This is a genomic window from Paraflavisolibacter caeni (assembly GCF_025628885.1).
GTDB lineage: Bacteria > Bacteroidota > Bacteroidia > Chitinophagales > Chitinophagaceae > Flavisolibacter > Flavisolibacter caeni.
In genome coordinates, this window is sequence record NZ_JAOTIF010000003.1 from 96,910 (window position 1) to 118,555 (window position 21,646).

The 21,646-nt window shown below is 41.4% G+C and carries 15 protein-coding genes; 13 read left to right on the top strand and 2 right to left on the bottom strand.

What is annotated here, in order from left to right; all coding sequences use genetic code 11:
- Positions 1-28: 28 nt before the first annotated feature.
- The 6 genes from OCK74_RS06875 (at position 29) to OCK74_RS06900 (ending at position 8,596) form a co-directional block, all read left to right on the top strand.
- On the top strand, positions 29-484 hold the full coding sequence (locus tag OCK74_RS06875) for an L-rhamnose mutarotase (protein ID WP_279296279.1): 456 nt from the start codon (positions 29-31) through the stop codon (positions 482-484).
- A gap of 34 nt (positions 485-518) precedes the next feature.
- Positions 519-1,886, top strand: a complete 1,368-nt coding sequence (locus tag OCK74_RS06880) for an alpha-L-fucosidase (RefSeq protein ID WP_279296280.1) — start codon at positions 519-521, stop codon at positions 1,884-1,886.
- A 66-nt stretch (positions 1,887-1,952) separates the two neighbouring features.
- Positions 1,953-3,434, top strand: a complete 1,482-nt coding sequence (locus tag OCK74_RS06885; protein ID WP_279296281.1) for a sulfatase family protein — start codon at positions 1,953-1,955, stop codon at positions 3,432-3,434.
- A 55-nt stretch (positions 3,435-3,489) separates the two neighbouring features.
- Positions 3,490-5,055: a sulfatase family protein gene (locus OCK74_RS06890; RefSeq protein ID WP_279296282.1), complete on the top strand. Its 1,566-nt coding sequence runs from the start codon at positions 3,490-3,492 to the stop codon at positions 5,053-5,055.
- 96 nt (positions 5,056-5,151) lie between these two features.
- Entirely contained in the window at positions 5,152-5,877 is a 726-nt protein-coding gene (locus OCK74_RS06895; protein ID WP_279296283.1) for a DUF72 domain-containing protein, read from the top strand.
- Positions 5,878-6,751: 874 nt separating this feature from the next.
- Positions 6,752-8,596, top strand: coding sequence for a hypothetical protein (locus OCK74_RS06900; protein ID WP_279296284.1), 1,845 nt, complete (start codon positions 6,752-6,754; stop codon positions 8,594-8,596).
- Between the two features lie 662 nt (positions 8,597-9,258).
- On the opposite strand, the gene OCK74_RS06905 is transcribed toward OCK74_RS06900, so the two are convergent.
- Entirely contained in the window at positions 9,259-9,663 is a 405-nt protein-coding gene (locus OCK74_RS06905; RefSeq protein ID WP_279296285.1) for a winged helix-turn-helix transcriptional regulator, read from the bottom strand.
- A gap of 159 nt (positions 9,664-9,822) precedes the next feature.
- On the opposite strand from OCK74_RS06905, the gene OCK74_RS06910 reads away from it, so the two are divergent.
- The 4 genes from OCK74_RS06910 to OCK74_RS06925 all read left to right on the top strand — a co-directional run bounded on the left by OCK74_RS06910 (position 9,823) and on the right by OCK74_RS06925 (position 14,932).
- Positions 9,823-10,389 (top strand): DsbA family protein, encoded by a 567-nt coding sequence (locus OCK74_RS06910; RefSeq protein ID WP_279296286.1) that lies wholly within the window; start codon positions 9,823-9,825, stop codon positions 10,387-10,389.
- A 208-nt stretch (positions 10,390-10,597) separates the two neighbouring features.
- Positions 10,598-11,143, top strand: coding sequence for a RagB/SusD family nutrient uptake outer membrane protein (locus tag OCK74_RS06915; protein WP_279296287.1), 546 nt, complete (start codon positions 10,598-10,600; stop codon positions 11,141-11,143).
- A gap of 106 nt (positions 11,144-11,249) precedes the next feature.
- Positions 11,250-13,085 (top strand): DUF4091 domain-containing protein, encoded by a 1,836-nt coding sequence (locus OCK74_RS06920; RefSeq protein ID WP_279296288.1) that lies wholly within the window; start codon positions 11,250-11,252, stop codon positions 13,083-13,085.
- Positions 13,086-13,129: 44 nt separating this feature from the next.
- Entirely contained in the window at positions 13,130-14,932 is a 1,803-nt protein-coding gene (locus tag OCK74_RS06925) for a DUF5107 domain-containing protein (protein WP_279296289.1), read from the top strand.
- A 30-nt stretch (positions 14,933-14,962) separates the two neighbouring features.
- On the opposite strand, the gene OCK74_RS06930 is transcribed toward OCK74_RS06925, so the two are convergent.
- Positions 14,963-17,794, bottom strand: coding sequence for an FAD-binding and (Fe-S)-binding domain-containing protein (locus OCK74_RS06930; protein WP_279296290.1), 2,832 nt, complete (start codon positions 17,792-17,794; stop codon positions 14,963-14,965).
- Positions 17,795-18,219: 425 nt separating this feature from the next.
- On the opposite strand from OCK74_RS06930, the gene OCK74_RS06935 reads away from it, so the two are divergent.
- From OCK74_RS06935 to OCK74_RS06945, 3 genes are read left to right on the top strand one after another with little or no spacing between them, the layout of a single operon-like run.
- Positions 18,220-19,485, top strand: coding sequence for a ribulose-bisphosphate carboxylase large subunit family protein (locus OCK74_RS06935; RefSeq protein WP_279296291.1), 1,266 nt, complete (start codon positions 18,220-18,222; stop codon positions 19,483-19,485).
- A 34-nt stretch (positions 19,486-19,519) separates the two neighbouring features.
- A complete protein-coding gene (locus OCK74_RS06940) occupies positions 19,520-20,911 on the top strand; it encodes a four-carbon acid sugar kinase family protein (protein WP_279296292.1) in 1,392 nt (463 codons plus the stop codon).
- Positions 20,912-20,967: 56 nt separating this feature from the next.
- The gene (locus tag OCK74_RS06945) at positions 20,968-21,633 is read left to right on the top strand and encodes an aspartate/glutamate racemase family protein (protein ID WP_279296293.1); all 666 of its coding nucleotides are present in this window, start codon (positions 20,968-20,970) and stop codon (positions 21,631-21,633) included.
- The last annotated feature ends 13 nt before the right edge of the window (positions 21,634-21,646 follow it).

Sequence of the window (21,646 nt, forward strand, 5' to 3'; positions counted from 1 at the left end):
TACTATTTCATACAATGATTTTAAAATAATGGCAAAGAAACTTTTCATATTTCTGATAGCATGTGTTGTATTTACAGCGTGCAAACAAAAGGTTGATAATAAAGGAAATGACAAATTAGCTTCAACAGCCATTGAGAAAAAACAGATGGTTCGATATGGCATGGTTACGGGGATCAAGCCAGAGAAGTTAGGCTACTATAAAGAATTGCATGCCAAGCCATGGCCTGCTGTTGTGGCTAAAATCAAGGAATGTAATATTGAAAACTATTCCATCTATTTGCAGAAAATAGCAGACAAATATTACCTGTTTTCCTATTTTGAATATACAGGAAAAGACTTTGATGCCGATATGAAAAAGATGGCGGCAGATACCACAACACAACGGTGGTGGAAGGAAACAGATCCCTGTCAATTGCCTTTACCAGAAGCTATGTCAAGAAAACAAATCTGGACGGAAATGGGAGAACTGTTTCATGCAGAGTAAAAACTATTATGTCTTTTAAGTAAGAAATACTTTGATGCGATTTTATATTTTCATGCTCACCATAGCTGGATTGATGTATTTTCAATCTGTTCAGGCACAGGAAGGATTTCTCAAACCAACACCTTTGCAATTGAACTGGCAAGAAAACGAAACTACAGCCTTTTTGCATTTTTCAATCAATACATTTACTGGTAAAGAATGGGGGGACGGTACGGAAAGTCCGCAGATATTTAATCCCGTAAAATTTGATGCAAGACAATGGGTGAAAGCATTGAAGGATGCCGGGTTTAAAATAGCCATTATCACAGCAAAGCATCATGATGGATTTTGTTTGTGGCCTACAAATACAACAGATCACTCCGTAAAAAACAGTCCCTGGAAAAATGGGAAAGGTGATGTTGTAAAAGAAGTGGCAGATGCCTGTAAGGAATTTGGCGTTGCATTTGGCTTTTATCTTTCGCCCTGGGACAGGCATGAGAAGAGTTATGGAACACCTGCCTATAATGAGTTTTATAAAAAGCAGTTGAAAGAGTTATTAACCAATTATGGTGAAGTGGCTGAAGTTTGGTTTGATGGTGCCAAAGGGAAAAATGAAAAAGATATGGTCTATGATTTTGATGGTTACTGGAAAATGGTGCGTGAAATGCAACCCAAAGCGATCATTTTTTCAGGAGTTGGTCCCGATGCCAGGTGGGTAGGCAATGAAAATGGAAATGCCGGTGATACCTGCTGGTCAACGATTAATACAGATGGCATGATGCCCGGAAATGTAAATCCCAGTTATTTAAATAAGGGTGATGAGCATGGAAAAAAATGGATTCCTGCAGAGACCGATGTGAGCATTCGACCAGGCTGGTTTTGGCATGAAAAGGAGAATAACCAGGTACGTTCTGCAAAAAATCTTGTAAACCTGTATTATCAATCTGTAGGTAGAAACAGTTTGCTCTTGCTGAATATACCACCGAATAAAGATGGCCTTTTTGAGGAAACAGACATTCGTGCTATTGATAGCTTGCGCAATATTCTCAATGAAACCTTTGCACATAATTTAGTTAAAAGCAGAACTAAAAAAGAACTTACCGACAAAAAAATAAGTACTTGCATTGCACTAAAAGTAAATGAACCTTTGGTTATTAACCTGGGAAAGGAACAAATATTTGATCGCTTATTAATGCAGGAAAATATTGAGAATGGACAAAGTATCAAACAAGGATTGTGTGAATATTGGGATGGTAGCAAATGGCAAGTTCTTAAAACATTTTCGACTATTGGTTATAAGCGATTACTTCGTTTTAATACCATAAAAAGTTCAAAAGTCCGGCTTACTATTTTGCAAGCAAAAATAAATCATCAGCCTCAGTTATCTGAAGTTGGTGTTTACAAAGCGTCTGCAGGAGAATAATGCCGCCGAAGGAGGATAGAAATTTTTTTTAGTAAACATCATTGGGTATACAAAGAAAAAATTAAAATGAAACGTATAGCTTCTTTTATACTGGGCGCGGTTATACTTGCCTGCTGCTTTTTGTCAGCTGGTGCAAAAGAGCCTGGACCTGTTAATCCGCCGCAGCCACAAAGGCCCCCTAATGTTATCCTGATTTTAATGGACGATATGGGTTATGGTGATCTGGAGTGTTATGGTGGTTTTCCGTATCATACTCCGGAAATTAATAAGCTGGCGTCGAGTGGCATGCGCTTTACCAATTTTTATGTAGCCCAGGCTACCTGCAGCGCATCAAGGTCCGCTATTCTAACAGGATGTTACCCGAACAGGATTGGCGTTTCCGGTGCATTCAGTCCCGACAATAAAATTGCCTTAAATCCGGATGAAGAAACCATAGCCAAGCTGCTCAAGGATCGTGGTTATAAAACAGGAATGGTGGGTAAATGGCACCTGGGGCAAAAAGTACCATTTCTTCCACTCAATTATGGGTTTGATGAATTTCTCGGATTACCTTATTCGCATGATTACTGGCCAGTAAATTATGATGGTACGCCATTAGACACTACTAGCGTACGGGGCAAATGGCCAACTCTTAGATTGATCGAAGGGAATGAGAAAGGAAAAGCGATTACTACCCTGGAAGATGCTTCAAAGCTTACGACCATGTACACGGAAAGGGCTATCAGTTTTATTAAAAAGAATAAAAACAATCCTTTCTTTTTATACCTGGCTCATCCAATGCCTCATGTGCCCCTGGCTGTTTCTGCAAAATTCAAAGGAAAAAGTGGTGCCGGATTATTTGGGGATGTTATGGAAGAAATTGACTGGTCTGTAGGCCAGATTATGAAAACCCTGGATGCAAACGGCCTTACGAAAAATACGCTCGTCATTTTTACCAGCGATAATGGTCCCTGGCTTACTTATGGTAATCATGCAGGCAATACCGGGGGCTTGCGAGAAGGAAAAGGCAGTGCGTGGGATGGAGGTGTTAAAGTGCCCTGTATCATAAGCTGGCCGGGTAAGATTGCTGCAGGCAATATTTGTAATAACATGGTGGCAAGTATGGATTTGCTGCCTACCATTATGACTGTATGTAATGCGAAAATGCCTGTTAAAAAAATTGATGGGGTAAATGTATGGCCCCTGCTTAGCGGCGTACCCAATGCAAATCCACGGGATGAATTTGTTTATTATTACGACCGCAATAGTTTAAAGGGTATTAGAAAAGGCCAGTGGAAATTGGTATTCCCCAACATATCTCAAACCTATAAAAGAACTTCTGCCATTGGAGTGGATGGTTGGCCGGGCAAGTATGCAAGTGATTCGGTAAAGCTTGCCTTGTATGATTTGCGCACAGATCCAGGAGAAACACTGGATGTGAAAGAGAAATTTCCGGACATTGTAACACAGCTTACTGAAATCGCAGATCGATACAGAAATGAATTAGGAGATGATCTGACCAAAAAAACCGGAACCGAAGTGCGGCCTGCTGCAAAAGTAACCTTCTAACAATACAATATATCAGCTGACGTTTGAAGAAAAAACATATAATACAGCATACAAAATGAGGAATCAATTTCGGAATCTATTCATGGCGGTTGCGATCATATTAATAAATATGGTTGTTGTGCAGCAAGCCGTGGCACAGGAAAAGGGGAAGAAGCCCAATATTATTTACATCATGAGTGATGATCACGCCTACCAGGCTATCAGCGCTTATGGTTATGGTTTGAACCAAACTCCTAATATTGATAAACTGGCTGACCAAGGTGTTTTATTCAACAGGGCATTTGTTACTAATTCCATATGCGGCCCAAGCCGTGCAGTGATGCTCACCGGCAAGCATAGTCATATCAATGGTTTTAAAGACAACCACAGCACTTTTGATGGCAATCAGCAGACTGTTGCTAAATTGTTGCACGACGGTGGCTATACTACAGCTGTCATCGGTAAATGGCATTTGATTTCCGAACCTCAAGGATTTGATTACTGGAATATTGTACCGGGGCAGGGTGAATATTACAATCCCGATTTCATTGAAAATGGGGTGAAGAAAAGGGTGCCAGGTTATATCACTAATCTTACAACTGATTTTGCCATTAATTGGCTTGACAAAAGGGATAAGGACAAACCCTTTTTCCTCATCTACCAGCAGAAGGCGCCACACCGCAATTGGATGCCAGAGGAAAAATACTACCACTTGTTCGATAGCACTGAGTTTCCCGTTCCTGCTAATTATTTTGATGGTTACCAAACAAGAACAAAAGCGGCACAGGCACAGGAAATGGAAATAGCCACGGACATGCATTATGCTTACGACCTCAAACTGGCATTTGATTTACCAAAGGATAAACAGACAGGGCTTGCTGCCGGCTGGCAAGGTATCTATAACCGTTTGACGCCTGAAGAAAAGAAGAAATGGGAAGCTGCTTATGGGCCTTCTATCGAAGCCTTCAATAAGGCTAACCTCAGTGGCAAGGATCTGGCTATATGGAAATACCAGCGCTATATGAAAGACTACCTGCGTTGCGTGCAAAGTGTGGATGACAACGTGGGTAGGTTGATGGATTATTTAAAAGCCAATGGATTGGATCAAAATACCATCATTATTTATACCTCTGACCAGGGTTTTTACCTGGGCGAGCATGGGTGGTTTGATAAGCGTTTTATGTATGAAGAATCTTTCCGCACTCCGCTCATAGTCAAATGGCCGGGTGTAACCAATAAGAAAGTAACTACTTCCAGCATGGTGCAGAACCTGGATTTTGCAGAAACTATCCTGGATATGGCCGGACTGCCTATTCCTGCTGATATGCAGGGTAAGAGTTTTGTACCGCTATTAAAAGGAAAGCAGAAGGGCAATGTACACGATGCTTTATATTATCACTTTTATGAAAACCAGGAACATAAAGTGGCCAAACATATTGGTGTGCGTACAGACAGGTATAAGCTGATTTACTTTTATGAAAACAATGAGTGGGAGCTATATGACCTTCAAAAGGATAAAGGTGAAATGAATAATGTTTATAATGATCCGTCGTACAGTAAAGTAAAGACGATGATGCAAAAGAAATTGGAGGAGTTGAGGAAGCAATATAAAGATTCTGAGCCGGCAGTGGTTAACAAATAAGAATCCTGTTCAAGAAAGAAAAGCCTTAAGCTATCTCAGCTTAAGGCTTTTCTTTTTTAATTGTATTTTAATAGCTGCAACAGAATACGTTATGTTATGAGTATTCACATTGGCACATCGGGATGGAGTTATGACCATTGGCATGGGGTACTGTACCCACATGGCATTGCTCTTTGGGACCGGTTGAGTTATTATGTGCAGCGATTTCAAACTGTAGAGCTCAATAGTAGTTTTTATCGATGGCCCAGGAATGGGGCTTTCAAAAGCTGGCAGCGTAGACTGCCACCTGGTTTTTTATTGAGTGTAAAAGCGCCGCGGCTATTAACTCATGGTAAATGCCTGTATGCTCCTGAGCGGTGGATAGAGCGGATCAAGGCATGCTGGCATGAACTGGGGGATAAAAGAGCGGTATTGTTGGTACAGCTGTCTCCAAATTTTGTTTATGATTATGAACGACTGCGTTATTTTTTACAGCAAGTGCCAGCCTGGATCAGGATGTCCATAGAATTTCGTCATTCCAGCTGGCACCATGAATCCGTCTTTAATTTGTTAGAACAATATGGGGTAGCTTACTGCATCATGAGTGGGGCACAGCTGCCATGTGTGTTAAGGGCAACGGCTCCTTTTGTTTATGTGCGAATGCATGGTCCGGACCAGCAGTATTTGTATGGAGGATATTATTCAGATGCAGATTTGCATTGGTGGGCCAATCGCATACGGGAATGGGAAGGCCAGGGAAAGGAAATTTTTGTTTACTTCAACAATGATGGAGGCGGTAATGCCGTTTATAATGCCACTACTTTGCGGGATTTTTTAAGGTAGCTGCAAAGTTGTTCATCAAATTTGTAACGTTTTATTTGTGGATTTACCTTTACAACAAAGCCTTAACATAAAAAACATGAGCTTTGCAGTCTAATCATTTAGTTTTTAGTGAGGAAAAAAGCCCGTTTTTTATCCGGAAGATATAGTGAAAAGATTAACCGTTGAAAAACCCTTGGTTAGTCGGTACAGATGAAAACTAATGTATTGAAAACTTAATTTTAAGCATTTCCTACCCTTTATAGTCCCCTTCTCCGGAAGGGGATTTTTTTTCAGGCCTGGTTTAGCTCAACAGTTATATTAATATTGGATTTAATAATTGATGTTAAAGTTTTAGGTATTTACACTTATTTGTGAGGAGGTTTTTGCAGTAAGTCATTAACTTTGCATCAGTTTTCATAGGGTACGGATTAAAACGGGCCAAGAGTTTCTACTCTAAGGCCCTTTTTTTTGAATCAATAGTGCAAAAATAAATTATGCGATAATTGTCTGATATAAAAAATATTTTCTATTTTCACACTGGTTTTTCATAGGATATTGGATTTAAACGGGGCTAGATTTCTATCTGGGCCCTTTTTTTATGCATTTCAAAAAAATACTATCAACCATTCTTTCTTACCGGATTGCTGTTGACTTGCCTGTGTATGTCGGTTGAAACGCAGTCTATTAATGGAACCAATCAGATTGACTCCCTAATTATAAGTCTGCTGGAATTATAAGTCTGCTGGCCATGATGCGCTGTGACGAAAACAAAGCCAGGCGGATGATTCACGAATTGGAACTGAGGTCGGTGCAACTTTAACATCGTCATGGCATCATTCAAAGTAAGCCATGGTATCACTTTTGTGATTGATTAATAAACTCCTCACACCCTAAAATGTGCAGGAAACTACTTTGGTATTCAGCTTTAATGTTGGTTTTTTTAATCGACCATCAGCAATTTTTGTATGCCCAAAAAGATACCCTTCAAGGTTCAAAACTAGATAGCTTTCTGAAAAATCAAAAAGGCGTTGTAGGTCAGTTAGCCCAAAATTTATTAACCAATAAAACAGATGTTCAAAAAGGTCTTCAAAGTAACGATTGGGCATTCCAGCAGTACCGTGGCCGCACAATACGGGGTATTATCATAAAGTCGCTGGAATTTGGTATATCCATCGGCGATACGAGTAAGGTTTTAAATAATAAGCTCACACGTTTAGCCAATTATATACATTGGAATACCCGGGAAAAAGTAATTTCGAATAACCTCTTTTTTCGACAAAACGACAAACTCTCACCTTTTCTTTTTGGCGATAATGAAGCATATCTGCGTGCTCTTCCTTATATACAGGATGCCAGAATAATCGTGCAGCCTGTAGAAGGCAGTATGGATTCAGTAGATATATTGGTGCTTACAAAGGATGTAATTTCTATAGGGGGGAGTTTTCATATGCACAATTATCAGAGTGTTTCTATTACAGTAAGAGAAGATAATTTACGTGGGCTAGGTGATCGTTTTCAATTACAGATGCTATATGATCAGAGTCGATTCAAACATGTAGGAAATGGGTTTGAGTATATCAAGAGAAATATTGGTGGATCGTTTATCGATGGAGCAGCAGGCTATTTAAATTTTGAAAAGGCCATCAGCAGCAGAAGGGCAGAAGAGCGTATGGGTTATATTACGTTTATTAAACCGATGGTTCATCCATACTTGCGATGGACTTATGGCCTGGAAGCCAGATTGCGTGCATCACAAAATATGTATGCTTCCGACTCTTTCTATACAAATTATCTTAAGTATAAAGCTAATTCAATTGATGCGTGGGCTGCTTTAAATACCAGTGCAGGACATATTGCAGGAAAGAATGAGGACGATCGATTGCGCACAGCATTGAGTATGCGTTTTTTACATCAAAATTTTACTGAAAAGCCCTTGCAATACAGCCATCAATATTACTATCTATATCCGAACATGACAGCTATTTTAGGTGGCGCATTCATATTCAAACAAAACTTTTATAAGGTACAATATCTGTATGCGTTTGGGAGACCTGAGGATGTGCCAGAGGGCGTGAATGCATCACTAACATTTGGGTGGATATCAAAGGATATAAGGAAGCGGCCATATATGGCAATAGATCTTCAACGATTTTTCTTTACAAGAGCTGAACAGTATTTTGATTTTACGTTCCAGGCAGAAAGTTATTATCATAAACACCAATTGGAAGATGCCACTCTATTAGGCCGGGTTGAGTTCATTAACCATTTAAATAACATCAATAGCAGATGGAAACAACGTATGTTTTTAAGGGCAGAAATTGTAAAGCAGTATAATGGTTTGTTGAATGAACCAGTTTTCCCTGTAAAGTTATATGGAACATTGGACGCCAATAATAACCCGGTTGGTGGTGATTTGAGAGCCAATATCAGTGGTGAATCAGTTTTCTATAGCCCATGGTCGATATTGTATTTCAAGTTGGCTCCACTTGTTTTTGGAGATGTTTCTTTATTCAGATATACCAATGAGCACTCTACAAAAGTGGAACTTTATCCTGCTATTGGGGGAGGCGTTCGCTTTCGTAATGAAAGTTTAGTTTTTGGAACAATGGATTTCAGAGCCTGGTATTTTCCTAAAAAGAACTTTTATGGTGAAGGATTAAATTTTCAGTTTGAAACAAAGGTGCGATTCGATTATAATCAAAAGTTTATCAGGCGCCCTGAATTTATCCAGATCAATTAAAATTCGAGTCATCATTTGAGGCTAACTATATATCCGGTCGGAAGATATCAATCTATTGGGGTTTTTACGATAGAAATACGTAAAAACTGAATGTTAATGAAGCGTGTTTATACAATTGATTATCAAACCATATTGCCATATCTTTATTCCAGTTTTCATAGGGTACGGATTTAAAGAACGGGGCAAGGTTTTTACCTTTTGCCCTTTTTTTATAAGTTTTTTGGGAGGTATTCTACTGTTAAATGTTTTAACAAAAAAACGCAGTCCAAGTTTCCTCTCGTGTGATGATTTATTCTTTTGAAGTTGTATTTCTCAGTTTATAATTTCGGTGTTTTTGCACATACTTGTGGGCTATTATTTTCTGGACTTTAACCTCTGCTTTATCCCTTTCATCGAAACAGGCTGTATTTGCCGGTTTTTTGATCATAGCTTTGTGTCATCAAACATTTAAAGAAATCATTAAAATATTCCGGTTATCCGATTGAAAACCAAAACTAAATGTTTTGATTCCTATTGAAAAACCCGTTTTTGATCCGTGCGTCTTGTGAAAAATCCAAATCCTATCAATGAAAAACGAGGCGTTCAATATCCAATGAAAATGAAAACTGCTTTGTCACTAAACGCCTTATAATGAGCCCCTCCATCCAGAGGGGTTCATTGTTTTACAGGGTTTTCTCGTATTTCTTTCTGGCTTTTAGCATTGTTTCAAAGTTTTCTTCAGTCCATTTTGCTATTTGCAGCAGCTGTTTTAACAAACCTTCGCCAAGACCGGTTAAACTGTATTCCACTCTGGGTGGTATTTCCGGGTAAAGCAAACGGGCCACAATGCCATTTTCCTGGAGAGCGCGTAGTGTGACAGTTAACATCCGCTGTGAAATGCCGTTGATAGCTGTTCTTAACTCATTGAATCGCATCTTTTGATGCTGACCTAGCAGGAGAATTGTATAGATAGACCATTTATCGCTAAAGCTGGCCATGAAGTCTTTTACAGGACATAGCTTTTTGCGGCTGCAGGTTCCGGAAAATACAGCGGCAATTTGCTTTCGGTCTTTATTGGTAATGGCCATCAGGTTTACTTTAACAATTGGAATATGGATTCATCAAATAAAATTATGTAACTTTGGTTACTTTTAGTAACCTAGTTATTTTGATATAATAGCTACCTGCTTTTAAGTTACAAACCAGGAACCCGCCGCTTATAAACTTTCTTACAAGTACATTAAATTATGAAAAAAGCAGAGATAGTGGAAGTTATTCCTTCCAAAAAAATTGTAGTTGGTGAAAAAGATGCACCGGTTACTTTGATGATGTTTGGGGATTATGAAAGTCAAGCCTGTGCTAAAGCTCATAAAGCAGTAAAGGAACTGCTGGAAGTGTTTCCTCAGGAGGTGAAATTTATATTTCGCCACTTTCCGTTGCTTAAAATCCATCAAAAAGCACACAAAGCTGCAGAAGCTTCTCTGGCTGCCGCACAGGAGGGAAAATTCTGGGAAATGCATAATGAACTTTTTGCTAACCGGAATAGACTGGGAACCATCAGCCTTAAAGAGCATGCCCGCGCAGTTGGGGTTAAGTCTAAAAAAATACTGGATGAGTTGATCAATAGTTATTATGGTGTATATGTACAGGATGACTTGAGGGAGGGGATTGCTCTGGGTATAAGAGATGTTCCTGCCATTTTTATTAATGGTGCCCCTTTTACAGGCGAGCCTACAACTAAAAATTTAACTATAATGATCCAATCGCTGCTGGGGCGTACATCTGTAACTAAGAGTACAAAAAGAGCAGCTTAAGAATGGTCCTTAGAGGAACCATGCATAGTTAAGTGTGATGAAAGCCTTGGAATTTAATTCCAGGGCTTTTTTATTGGTATGTCCCGTCCTAAAATTGATTGCCCAAAAGTCATATGTGAAGAATGCAAGTTTCAAAATGGTAGAGGTAAAAACTTTAAAACTAGTAAAGCATTCAGGCAGGCCTGTAAACATCAGTGGGTAATGTTATATGATCCGCAAGTTCCTGGATGAAACTCTAGACGCTGCTCAGTTCAGGGGGCAATATGACTTTAAAGAAATCAGGTATGCTGAAGTTTTATTGATTTTGGCTGAAGCTTTATACGAAAAGAATGGCTCGATTTCTGACGAAGATTTTGATAAAACCATTAATCTGTTGAGAAGCCGCGTGAATATGCCCCGGCTCACGAATGCGTTTGTTCAGACAAATGGCTTGAACATGCTGAACGAAATAAGAAGGGAGCGCACCGTTGAGTTGGCCTTTGAAGGCTTCAGAAGGGAAGACCTCAGGAGGTGGAAAACTGCTGAAACAGTAATGCCACAAGCGCTCAGGGGTGTTAAATTTGTAGGTACAGAATACCAGCAGAAATATCCATCACTTAAAGTGGGAGTAGATATCCAGGTGGACAATAATGGGTTTATTATAGCAGAACCTGCGTCAGCCCGCCAGTTTTTACCAAAACACTACCTTGATCCGGTTCCCTTGCAACAAATTCAGTTAACGAAAGGAGCGGTAACGCAGAATAACGGATGGTAGCAGACAGAGTGTTTACCCGTTGCAAGTTACCGGTTACGAGTAACCGGTAGCTTCATTTCTAAATATCAAATGATCACATCAGCTCATGAGCTGAAAAAAGAATGAAATGAAAAATAAAATCATAGTTTTTTGTTGTTGTATTCTTATCTATGGAATCACCCATGCACAACAATTCAAGGGGCAAATGAACATTGCTGCTGTTCCTGCCCCCAATATGCATTATCAGGAAGAATATACATTTGATAAGCCGGTTGATCCTGCTAAATGGAACAGCCAGACTGCAGGCATGCATGTTTCTTTTGGCTCAACTGATAAACTATATTTCAGGACCGAAGTTCCGGATCTTGACAAACAGGCCAGCACCTGGAAGGAAACGGGGTGGAAAGGAGAACGCTTGAATGCACAGCTCTTGGTTTGGTCACCAGATACTATACAGCAGGTACGATTAAAATGTAATGACCTGAAACATTCAAATGGGAAAGTTATTGGTAAAAACAACATTAAAGTGAATATGGTTCGGTATGTTGTATCTAACTATCCCTATGGTGTTAAAGATGCGACCTGTGGTGAGAGTCCCTATAAGAACGCCTATTTAATGCCTGACCGTTTTGAGGCATTTGATCGTTTTGAAATTCCGGGTAAAACGGTAAGACCCATTTGGATTTCTGTCGATGTACCTGCAGATGCAGAGGCTGGAATCTATAGTGGTGATATTGAAGTGCTTTCTGAGAAAAGTAGATCTGTTTTAACTATTAAACTCAAAATCCAAAACCAGGTGTTGCCCAAACCCGGTGAATGGAAGCACCGCTTCGACTTATGGCAAAATCCTTGGGTGGTGGCCTGGTACAATCGTATTGAGCCCTGGTCTGAAGAACACAAGGTGATGCTGGAAAAGCATTTGAAGCTATATGCTGATGCAGGCGGAAAATTCATTACTACTTATGCGGTGCATTCCCCCTGGTCCGATAACTCTTATATGATCGAAGGAACCATGATTGAGTGGATCAAACAGAATAATGGCGCATGGAAGTTTGATTACAAAATCTTCGACGAGTATGTGGAATTGGCTATGAAAGCTGGTATCAATGATGCCATTACTGTCTATACCTTGCTTCCCTGGGGCAACCGCTTTCGTTATATGGAAGAAGCTACCGGCAATTACGTATATGAAGTATGGCCTCCGGAGTCAAAAGAATTTAAATCCTTCTGGCACACATTCCTGACCGACCTGGAAAAACATTTGCAACAGAAAGGCTGGTTTGAAAAGACCTACCTGGGCATTAATGAGAACGAAATGAAGCAAACATTGGCCGCCATAAAAGTGGTAAAAGAACATCCTGCAAAATGGAAGATAACTTATGCCGGCAACTGGCACACGGAATTGGACACTTTGCTGGACGACTATTGCTTCCTCTATGGTAATGAATCCAATCAGCAGCAGGTAAAAGCAAGGTCAGCGCGTGGTGCTACTACCACTTATTATGTTTGCTGCAACCCTCCTGTTCCCAATAACTTTGTTTTTTCACCACCGATTGAAGGTCGTTGGATCAGTTGGTACTCAGCAGCCTTTGGTTACGACGGCTTTTTGCGCTGGGCTTACGATGCCTGGCCGGCTGATCCTTCCAGAGATGCACGGCATACACTTTGGCCTGCCGGCGATTGCTTCCTCGTTTATCCGGGGGGTGCCAGCGGTATTCGCTTTGAAAAGCTAAGAGAAGGCATTGTTGATTTTGAAAAGATCAGGATCATAAGAGCGTTAGCATCAAAATCAACCGATAAAACCGTAAAGAACCTGTTGAAGCAATTAGACCAGCACATGAAAGTATTTGTTCCTGAACGGGCTTTCGATGAAAAAAAGATTGCAAAAGACGTGCAGAAAGGCAATGATCTGATTGAACAACTAAGTGATAAATTGGCAAGCAATGAAATGGTCTTTAAATAGACTTGTATTAATTTTAATGCTATTCCTTATCGCATTGCCATTGTATGAAAACAAGTCTATTTTTCTTTGTGTTGCTTCAGTTGATAGCTACCACATGTATTGCTCAAAGCGATAAAAGCAAAGTGGTATGTACAAAATTTGAGGACTATATCTTAACACACCAATTAACGCCATTTGGACCAGTACCAACCGCTTTTGATCCCAATGGTGTATATCCTTACGTTAGCTATGCCGAAACTTCAAACAGGCCGGTGCTTAAAAAGTACAGGTTTGTAGTATTGGAGAACAGTCAGATGAAAGTGACCATCTGCCCCGACCTGGGAGGGAAGGTTACTTCCATGATTCATAAGGCTTCCGGCAAAGAGGTGTTGTATGTGCCGGATGTGATCCGGTATACGCGTATTCTTCCTCGCTTTTATTTTGTTGCTGGTGGTATAGAAGTGAGCTTTCCTATTTCCCACACCCCTGTACAAAATGAAAGCGTTTTGTATAAAATTGACAAAACGCCTGACCGGATATATGTCACTTGTGGAGAGCGGGAGCTTCGCTTTGGCATGCAATGGTCAGTAGAATACTCTCTCGGAACAAGCGATGCATTCCTTACCCAGAGAGCTGTATTCTACAATCCAAACACTTCGGCTTATCCTTGGATGTCCTGGTCAAATGCAGCTTTACCTTCGGCTCCCGATACTAAATATGACTTTCCCAATGGACGAGTTTTGTCCCATTCATCAAAAATCGATACCCTAGACTGGCAAAAGGGGGGACCCAAAACAGAAGCAGATATCAAAGAAATGACAGGCTACTTTTGGAAAACAAAAGATGCTAATGCATTTGGTGCTTTTACGCCTTCTCTTGGGACAGGTTTGTATCATATTGCTGATGTAAAGAGTGCACCCGGCATAAAATTGTGGAGCTATGGTGTTGGTGATGACAGTGCATGGTCGGTTCTCAGTACAGCAAAGCACCAGACATATATTGAGATACAAGGTGGGCCTATCAGCGATCAATCTATTAAACTGGAAATGCAACCCAAAGAAACAAAGTGGCATGTAGAATATTGGATTCCTACAGATAAAGAATTAAGTATCTACTCTTTGAAAGTTCCTGATATTACTTTGCGTCCCGTAAAGCAAGTTCCCTTATTTACTTGGGCAAGGAATGAAGCCGTGAAATGTTGGGAACAACTGGTCACTGCTTACCTGCAGAAAGGAAAAGTTCCTGCGCCTCCGCAAGTACATCAGAATTTGTGGGCTCCTTCCGGGATGGAAAACCTTGACAAAGCTTTTAATTGGGCGATCCAGAATTCTAAAGGTGAAGAAGCTGACTTATGGAAGTTTCATTTTGGCAGTTGGTTGGCAGGCAGGGGAAAAAGTGATGAAGCTATTGCTACTCTGTCCAAGACCAATAATGGGGTGTCAAAAGTCCTGTTAGCTCGCCTGCTCAAGATGAAAGGTGATATGACAGGTGCACGCAATGCGCTGGAATCTATCAAAGAACCCTGGTTGCAATTACATCCGCAGGTGGTGGTGGAAAGAGATAAAGTGCTTCGCAATTTAGGACCGCAAACCATTGCCGAACGTGAAACCTGGCTTTCAAAAGTAGCAGCCCTGAATGACGAATGGGTCATTGAAAGAAGAGTACAACTATTGATTGATAAAGGTGAAATAGAAGCTGCCCGTAAATTGCTGTTATCTGTTCCTTTCCAGAAAGTGCACCAGACATATACCCGTACCAACCTGTGGATGCAGATCTGTGAAAAACTCAAGGTCTCCTGTTTCCCGATTCCTCAGACACTTGGAGAGGACCGTCTGGCCACTTTTGGAGCCTATCGCGAATTTGAATAGATGTCAATAAATAATACAATTACTTTTTACTTATAAACCTTCATCAACCAAATACAAAATAGATTCATAATTTCTTTTGGTTGATTCTGATAAAGCCATTTCGCATGTTTTGGTAGAAGAGTAATAACCATCACCTTGCATTTCTGATCTTACTTCCAAAGCTTCCGGTGCTGTAGCCGCGGCTGTCAATTCTGGAAACAGAAAGCCGCGGTCACCAGCCATGCCACAACAACCAGCATATTTGGGTACTTTAACCTTATCGGAAAAATGCTTTGCTATAGCAATGAACTTGTGGTCAGTTTTCATCTTCTGCAGCGAACAAACGGGATGTAATACTATTTCTTTTTTCTTTCTTTTTGTCTGTACTAATGGCAGAACCAAATCATGAAGGAAATCGACACTATCCAGTATGTTGAGCTGGTCAAACTTGCTTTTATTGTCTTCAGTTAATACCGGTCGAATATTGTGCAATGTATAAGCGCAGGAACTGACATCAATAACAACAGGTAATATCCCTTCCTGGCTCTGCTTCCATAATCTTTCGACAATTTGATTGGCCGTAAAGGTGTACGCATCCTTAAATCCTTTGGACGAATATATCTGGCTGCAGCAACTACTGTCAGCGTCTTCCAAAACAGAAACTTCAATACCAACCTTGCTGCAAATGCTCATGAATGTTTCGATCCCGTTTTTCTCCTTTCCTGTATATGTTCCCATTGTTCTGGAAATGCAACTGGGAAAATAAATGATAGTTCTTCCTTCAGGTTTTTGAGTTGCTTTATGATTCTTTATGGAAGATAAATTGGGTGGGGAGCTGATTTGTTCAGACCATAAGGGAGTTGAAGGGAACATTTTCTTTAAACTACCAGTCAGCCTGCTCATCGTATGCCTGCCAAATGTTCTATTGATTATATGACCTGCTTTCAATGCTGCACGTACCAACCATTGTATGGTTGCAAAGTTTTTGGCAATAAGCAATGCTAGCCTGTTGGCAAAAGATGAGTGGTTTTCTCTCCTCAGTCTTTTGATCAGGTCGCCTGTATTGATGTCAACCGGGCAGGCTGTAGCGCATAGTCCATCCACCGCACAGGTATCCATGCCATCATATTTGTATTGCTCAAGCAAAAGTTCATAATGCTTTATATCACCGGCGGCTTCCAGTTTTTTTAGCTCCCTTCTGATCACAATTCTTCTCCTGGGCGTGGTAGTTAGATCCCGGCTGGGACATTTATGCTCGCAGTACCCACATTCGATGCAACGGTCTACTTCCTCTTCTACTGTAGGAAGTTCTTTTAAATTCTTGATGTGTACTTTCTCGTCCTGGTTGATGATGACACCTGGATTGAGCAGCCCTTTGGGATCAATGACCTCCTTAATCTGTTTCATAATCGCATAGGCCTCACCGCCCCATTCTGTTTCCACAAATGGAGCCATATTACGGCCTGTTCCATGTTCTGCTTTTAAAGTGCCATTATACTTTTCCACCACCAGTTTGACCACTTCTTTTGTAAACCGGTCGTAGCGTAGCACTTCTTCTTCGGTATTGAAAGATTGCGTAACTACGAAATGAATATTACCATCCTTGGCATGACCAAAAATGATTGCATTCAGGTAATCATATGCCCGGAACAATTGCTGCAGGTCCATGATAGCGTCGCCCAGTTTTTCCACCGGGAAGGCAACATCTTCCAATATCACTGTTGTGCCACTAGCTCTTACAGCGCCAACAGCAGGAAAAAGGCCTTTCCTTACTTTCCATAAAAAGTCTTGCTCTTTAGGGTCAGTAGTAAAAACTGGTGCATTGTATAAAGCAAGCTCTGTTGAAGAAACCAGGAATTGGTTCACCCTTTCTTCCAGTTCTTCTATGCTGTTTTCCTGGAATTCGATCAAGAGTGCTGCTGCGGTTTCCGGCAGTGTCTTTACAATGGAAGGCATGCCAGGTAAATCTTCAACGGCATGCAGGGAAGCCCTGTCCATAAGTTCAACCATCATTGCTCCGGCTTTCGTGAGTGGTACTATTGCCTGGCAGGCTGAATAGATCTCAGCAAAGTACAGGAGTGCTGTCGATTTATAAGGATAATCAGGAACTGTATGTAATACGGCTTCCGAAATAAAGGCCAGGGTACCTTCTGCACCGATCAGTAGGTGTGCTAAAATGTCCAGAGGATGCTCATGATCAATAAACGCATTTAACGAATATCCAACTGTAGTCTTCGTTCTGTATTTGTTCCTGATTTTATTATATAGAACCTGGTCAGATGTAATCTGATCTCTGATTGCAGTCAAATTTTGAAAGATTTCGCTGCACTCTTTTTCAAATCGTATATAGTCTTCTTGTTTCTCTGTTGAAAAGACCCTTCCATCGGGTAAGATGAAACGTATGTATTGAGTGGTATGATAAGAGTTCAATTTTACACCGCAGCACATGCCGCTGGCATTGTTGGATAAAATGCCGCCCATCATGGCCGCGCTGATGCTGGAAGGATCGGGGCCGATCTTTTTGCTATGTTTTTTTAAATGAGCATTTACCATAGCGCCGGTGATCCCGGGTTGAACACGAACCAGGTCGCCGCTTTCTTCTATTTTTATTCCATTCCAGTGCTTGCTAAGGTCTACCAAAATGCCATCAGTAATGGATTGTCCTGAAAGACTAGTGCCTCCTGTACGGAATACCAGGGGAATTTGGTGCTGACGCGAAAAATGGAAAAGCGAAATGATTTCTGCTTCATTGATGGGCTGAACAACAGCCTTTGGAACCAGGTAATAAAAGCCTGCGTCTGAAGCAAACGATACCAGGTCAATATATCTTGACCTGATGCGGCTTTCAGGTAAGATCTTTTTTAATTCAGTTTCAATTTTCATATGGACTATTCGGCGGGCAATTTAAGCAGTTCAGTTTATTAAAATTTCCTTTTCTGTTTGAATATTATTTGCGATTAGGAGTTATTGACCAGTTTTGGCATACTTTTCTTTCCTTTTTTTATTAATCTGTTAATTCTGATGCAAGATTTTATACATAAAATTTATTTTAGCTTTCACTTTCTTTCTATTATTTTTGTTTATCTTCGAATTGTTGCTGTTCTTTAAGAATATTAAACTTGAATATCAAGTTTCTCATAAATGCCAATCATGTTTTGGCAAGTAGTTTCATAAAGCAAATCGTCCCTTGTTTCTACAAGGGGCTTCTTTTATCATTAAAAGCATGAGCAGCAAAACCGTTAGTTAAACTTTGAAAATGAATTGACCATTTGCAATTCAAAAAATATTAATAGAGCGCACACTTACTCATGGAAAGAATTACTGCAACATATTTCATAGAGACACCTCTGGAAGTGGAAAAAGCTGCGGCTGTACTAGCTGGCGAACAATCATCGGGTACTTTCGTTGCCGTACCTGGCGAAACAGATGAACTCAAACAAAGGTTCGCAGCCCGCGTGGAATCAATCAGTCACCAGGAAACAGTAACTGAATCTGCCATTCCTGGAGCGAGAGCTAGTAGTGGTTTGTTTCACAGGGCAATGATTGAAGTGTCGTGGTCTATTGAGAATTTTGGATACAACCTGCCGGTTCTTATATCTACACTGCAGGGAAATTTGTATGAATTGACTCAGTTTACAGGTTTAAAGCTGATGGACCTGGACGTGCCGCCTTCCTTTGCACAACATTTCCATGGCCCCTGCTTTGGCATAGAAGGCTGCCGCCGGCTGACCAGTGTTGCAGACCGCCCTTTGATTGGTACCATCATCAAGCCAAGCATCGGCCTCTCGCCGGAGCAAACAGCTGCTTTGGTACAAACGCTAGTCGGAGCAGGAATCGATTTCATTAAAGACGATGAATTGCTTTCTTCTTCTGCTAATTCACCTTTTGATAAGAGGGTAGACGCTATCATGCGTGTAATTAATGATCATGCAGATAAGACCGGTAAAAAAGTAATGTACGCCTTTAATATCAGCGATGATACAGATGCCATGCTGAGAAATTATGAAAAGATCGTCTCTGCTGGAGGCACTTGTGCTATGATCAGCTTGAATAGTGTCGGATTGTCAGGGGTGAAAAAGATTTGTGATCAGGGACAACTGGCCATACATGGTCACCGCAATGGCTGGGGCATGTTGAACAGGCATCCACTGTTGGGCATTGAATTTCCTGCTTATCAAAAATTATGGCGATTAGCTGGTGTAGATCAGATCCATGTAAATGGCATCCAGAATAAGTTCTGGGAATCTGATGATTCGGTGGTGCGTTCCATTGAAGCATGTCTGAAACCGATGCTGGGAGGTTATTCTATTCTTCCGGTGGTTTCTTCCGGCCAGTGGGGCGGACAGGCACCCGAAACTTATCGCCGTACGCAAACCGTTGACTTGCTCTATATGGCTGGGGGCGGTATTATGGCTCATCCCGAAGGTCCTGCAGGTGGTGTTGTAGCTCTCCAACAGGCATGGCAAGCCGCAGTTGAAGGATTATCAATTGAAGAAGCTGCACAGCAGTATCCGCAATTTGCCCAATCAGTGGTAAAATTTGGCAAAATGGATAAAATAAAAAATGTGCAATAGGCAATCAATCATTACTCATCACTGATCATTCATCATGCGCTCCCTTCTTCTCACATACTACGGCGATGACTTTACCGGCTCTACCGATGCCCTGGAGTTCTTAAGCCGTGCTGGCGTTAAGACAGTGCTCTTTATAAAACCGCCAACACCAGAACAACTCGAACAGTTTCACGGCCTGCAGGCCGTTGGTGTTGCTGGCATTTCACGGGCTATGAAACCGCGGGAGATGGAACAGGAACTGTATCCTGCTTTTACAGCCCTTAACCAAATAGGTGCAAGGCATGTTCATTATAAGGTTTGCTCCACGTTCGATTCTTCTCCTTCCATCGGTAGCATTGGCAAGGCGATCGATGTTGGGGCGGAGATCTTTCAATCCCACTTTGTACCATTGCTGGTCGCGGCTCCGGCATTAGGGCGCCATTGTGTCTTTGGCAACCTGTTTGCCCGCTTGGGGATAGGGAGCAAGGGAAATATTTATCGACTGGACCGGCATCCTTCTATGAGCCGTCATCCGGTTACTCCTGCCGATGAAAGCGACCTTAGGCTGCATTTAGCACGGCAAACAGATAAGAAAATTGGTTTGTTGGATATTCTGCATTTACAACTTCCTTTGGATGAGGCTGCTGCAGTCTTGGAAAATATCATTGATGGCGGCAGTGAAATTGTCTTGTTCGATGCCATCCAAGAAGATCAAATGAGCAGGATTGGACAGTTAATTGACGCTTATGCTGAAAATGGAAAAACCCTTTTCTCCGTAGGTTCATCAGGCATAGAAATGGCCATCGGCGCATATTGGCAGGAACAGGAAATAGTGCATCCTCAAAAAAGCTGGCCTGATCCGGGAAATGCCGGTCCATTGTTGGTAATTTCTGGTAGTTGCTCACCTGTCACCGCCGGGCAAATTACCTGGGCGGTGGCTAACGGCTTTGTAGAGGTGCCTGTAACCATAACTGCTTTATCAGGCGAAAACGGAAATGAATTATCACTAAGCTGCGATCTTGAAGCTGTAATATCTTATTTGCAAAAGGGCCGTAGTGTGATTGTGCATACAAGTCGTGGCGCTGATGATGAAAGAATAATCCAAACAGCAGCATTATGCGCTCAAATAGAAATGGATAAATCAGAAACTGCAAGACTGTTGGGGACCTTTCTGGGCAGGATAGCACGGGAAGTGGTCACCCAGACAGGTGTCAAACGCCTTGTGATCGCAGGCGGTGATACTTCTGGTTATGCGGCCAGGGAAATGGGCATTGAAGCAGTGGAGATGATGGCGCCACTTGCTCCCGGCGCTCCATTGTGTAAGGCTTATGCGCCCGGATCTCCACTGGATGGCCTGCAGGTAAACTTCAAAGGTGGTCAGGTAGGAGGGGAGGATTATTTCGGACTGGCACTCCAGGGGACTACAACGTTAAATGCAGTAAAATAAACGATCTGCAATAGGCAATTAATCATAACTCATAACGAATCAAAAACTATAAAATCGTGGCAAAAACACTTGGACTGATACACACTTCGGCTACGCTGGTACCTGTTTTTCAGCAACTTTGTCAGCAATCACTACCTGGGGTAACCGTATTTAATATTGTTGACGACAGTCTGATCAAAGACGTCATTGCTAAAGGTGCATTAACAGCAAATACAGCAAGGAGGGTAGTTGATTATATTGGTTCTGCAGAAGATGCTGGTGCAGATTTTATAATGGTTACCTGCTCTTCTATCGGGGCCGCTGTTGAAGCTGCCGCCCCTTTAACAAAAGTACCTGTGTTAAGGGTAGATCAGCCTATGGCCGACCAGGCGGTTCAGTCCGATTCAAAAATAGGCGTCATAGCAACATTGCCTACAACCTTGAATCCTACCTGCGACCTGGTAAAGCGAAGAGCTGCTGCTATAGGAAAGGAAATTCAATTGATTGCTCATCTCTGCGAAGGCGCTTTCGAAGAATTAATGAGCGGTAATGCAGCCAAACACGATGAAATGGTTGCCGGCGCTTTACGTAAGCTTTCTTCTGAGGTAGATGTGATCTTGTTGGCCCAGGCTTCAATGGCGCGTGTTGTTGACACCCTTGCTCCGGAAGACAAAAAGGTGCCTATTTTGGCAAGCCCCCCATTAGCCGTACAACATCTTTCTTCTGTTTTATTAGATAATTAGACACCATCCCAAC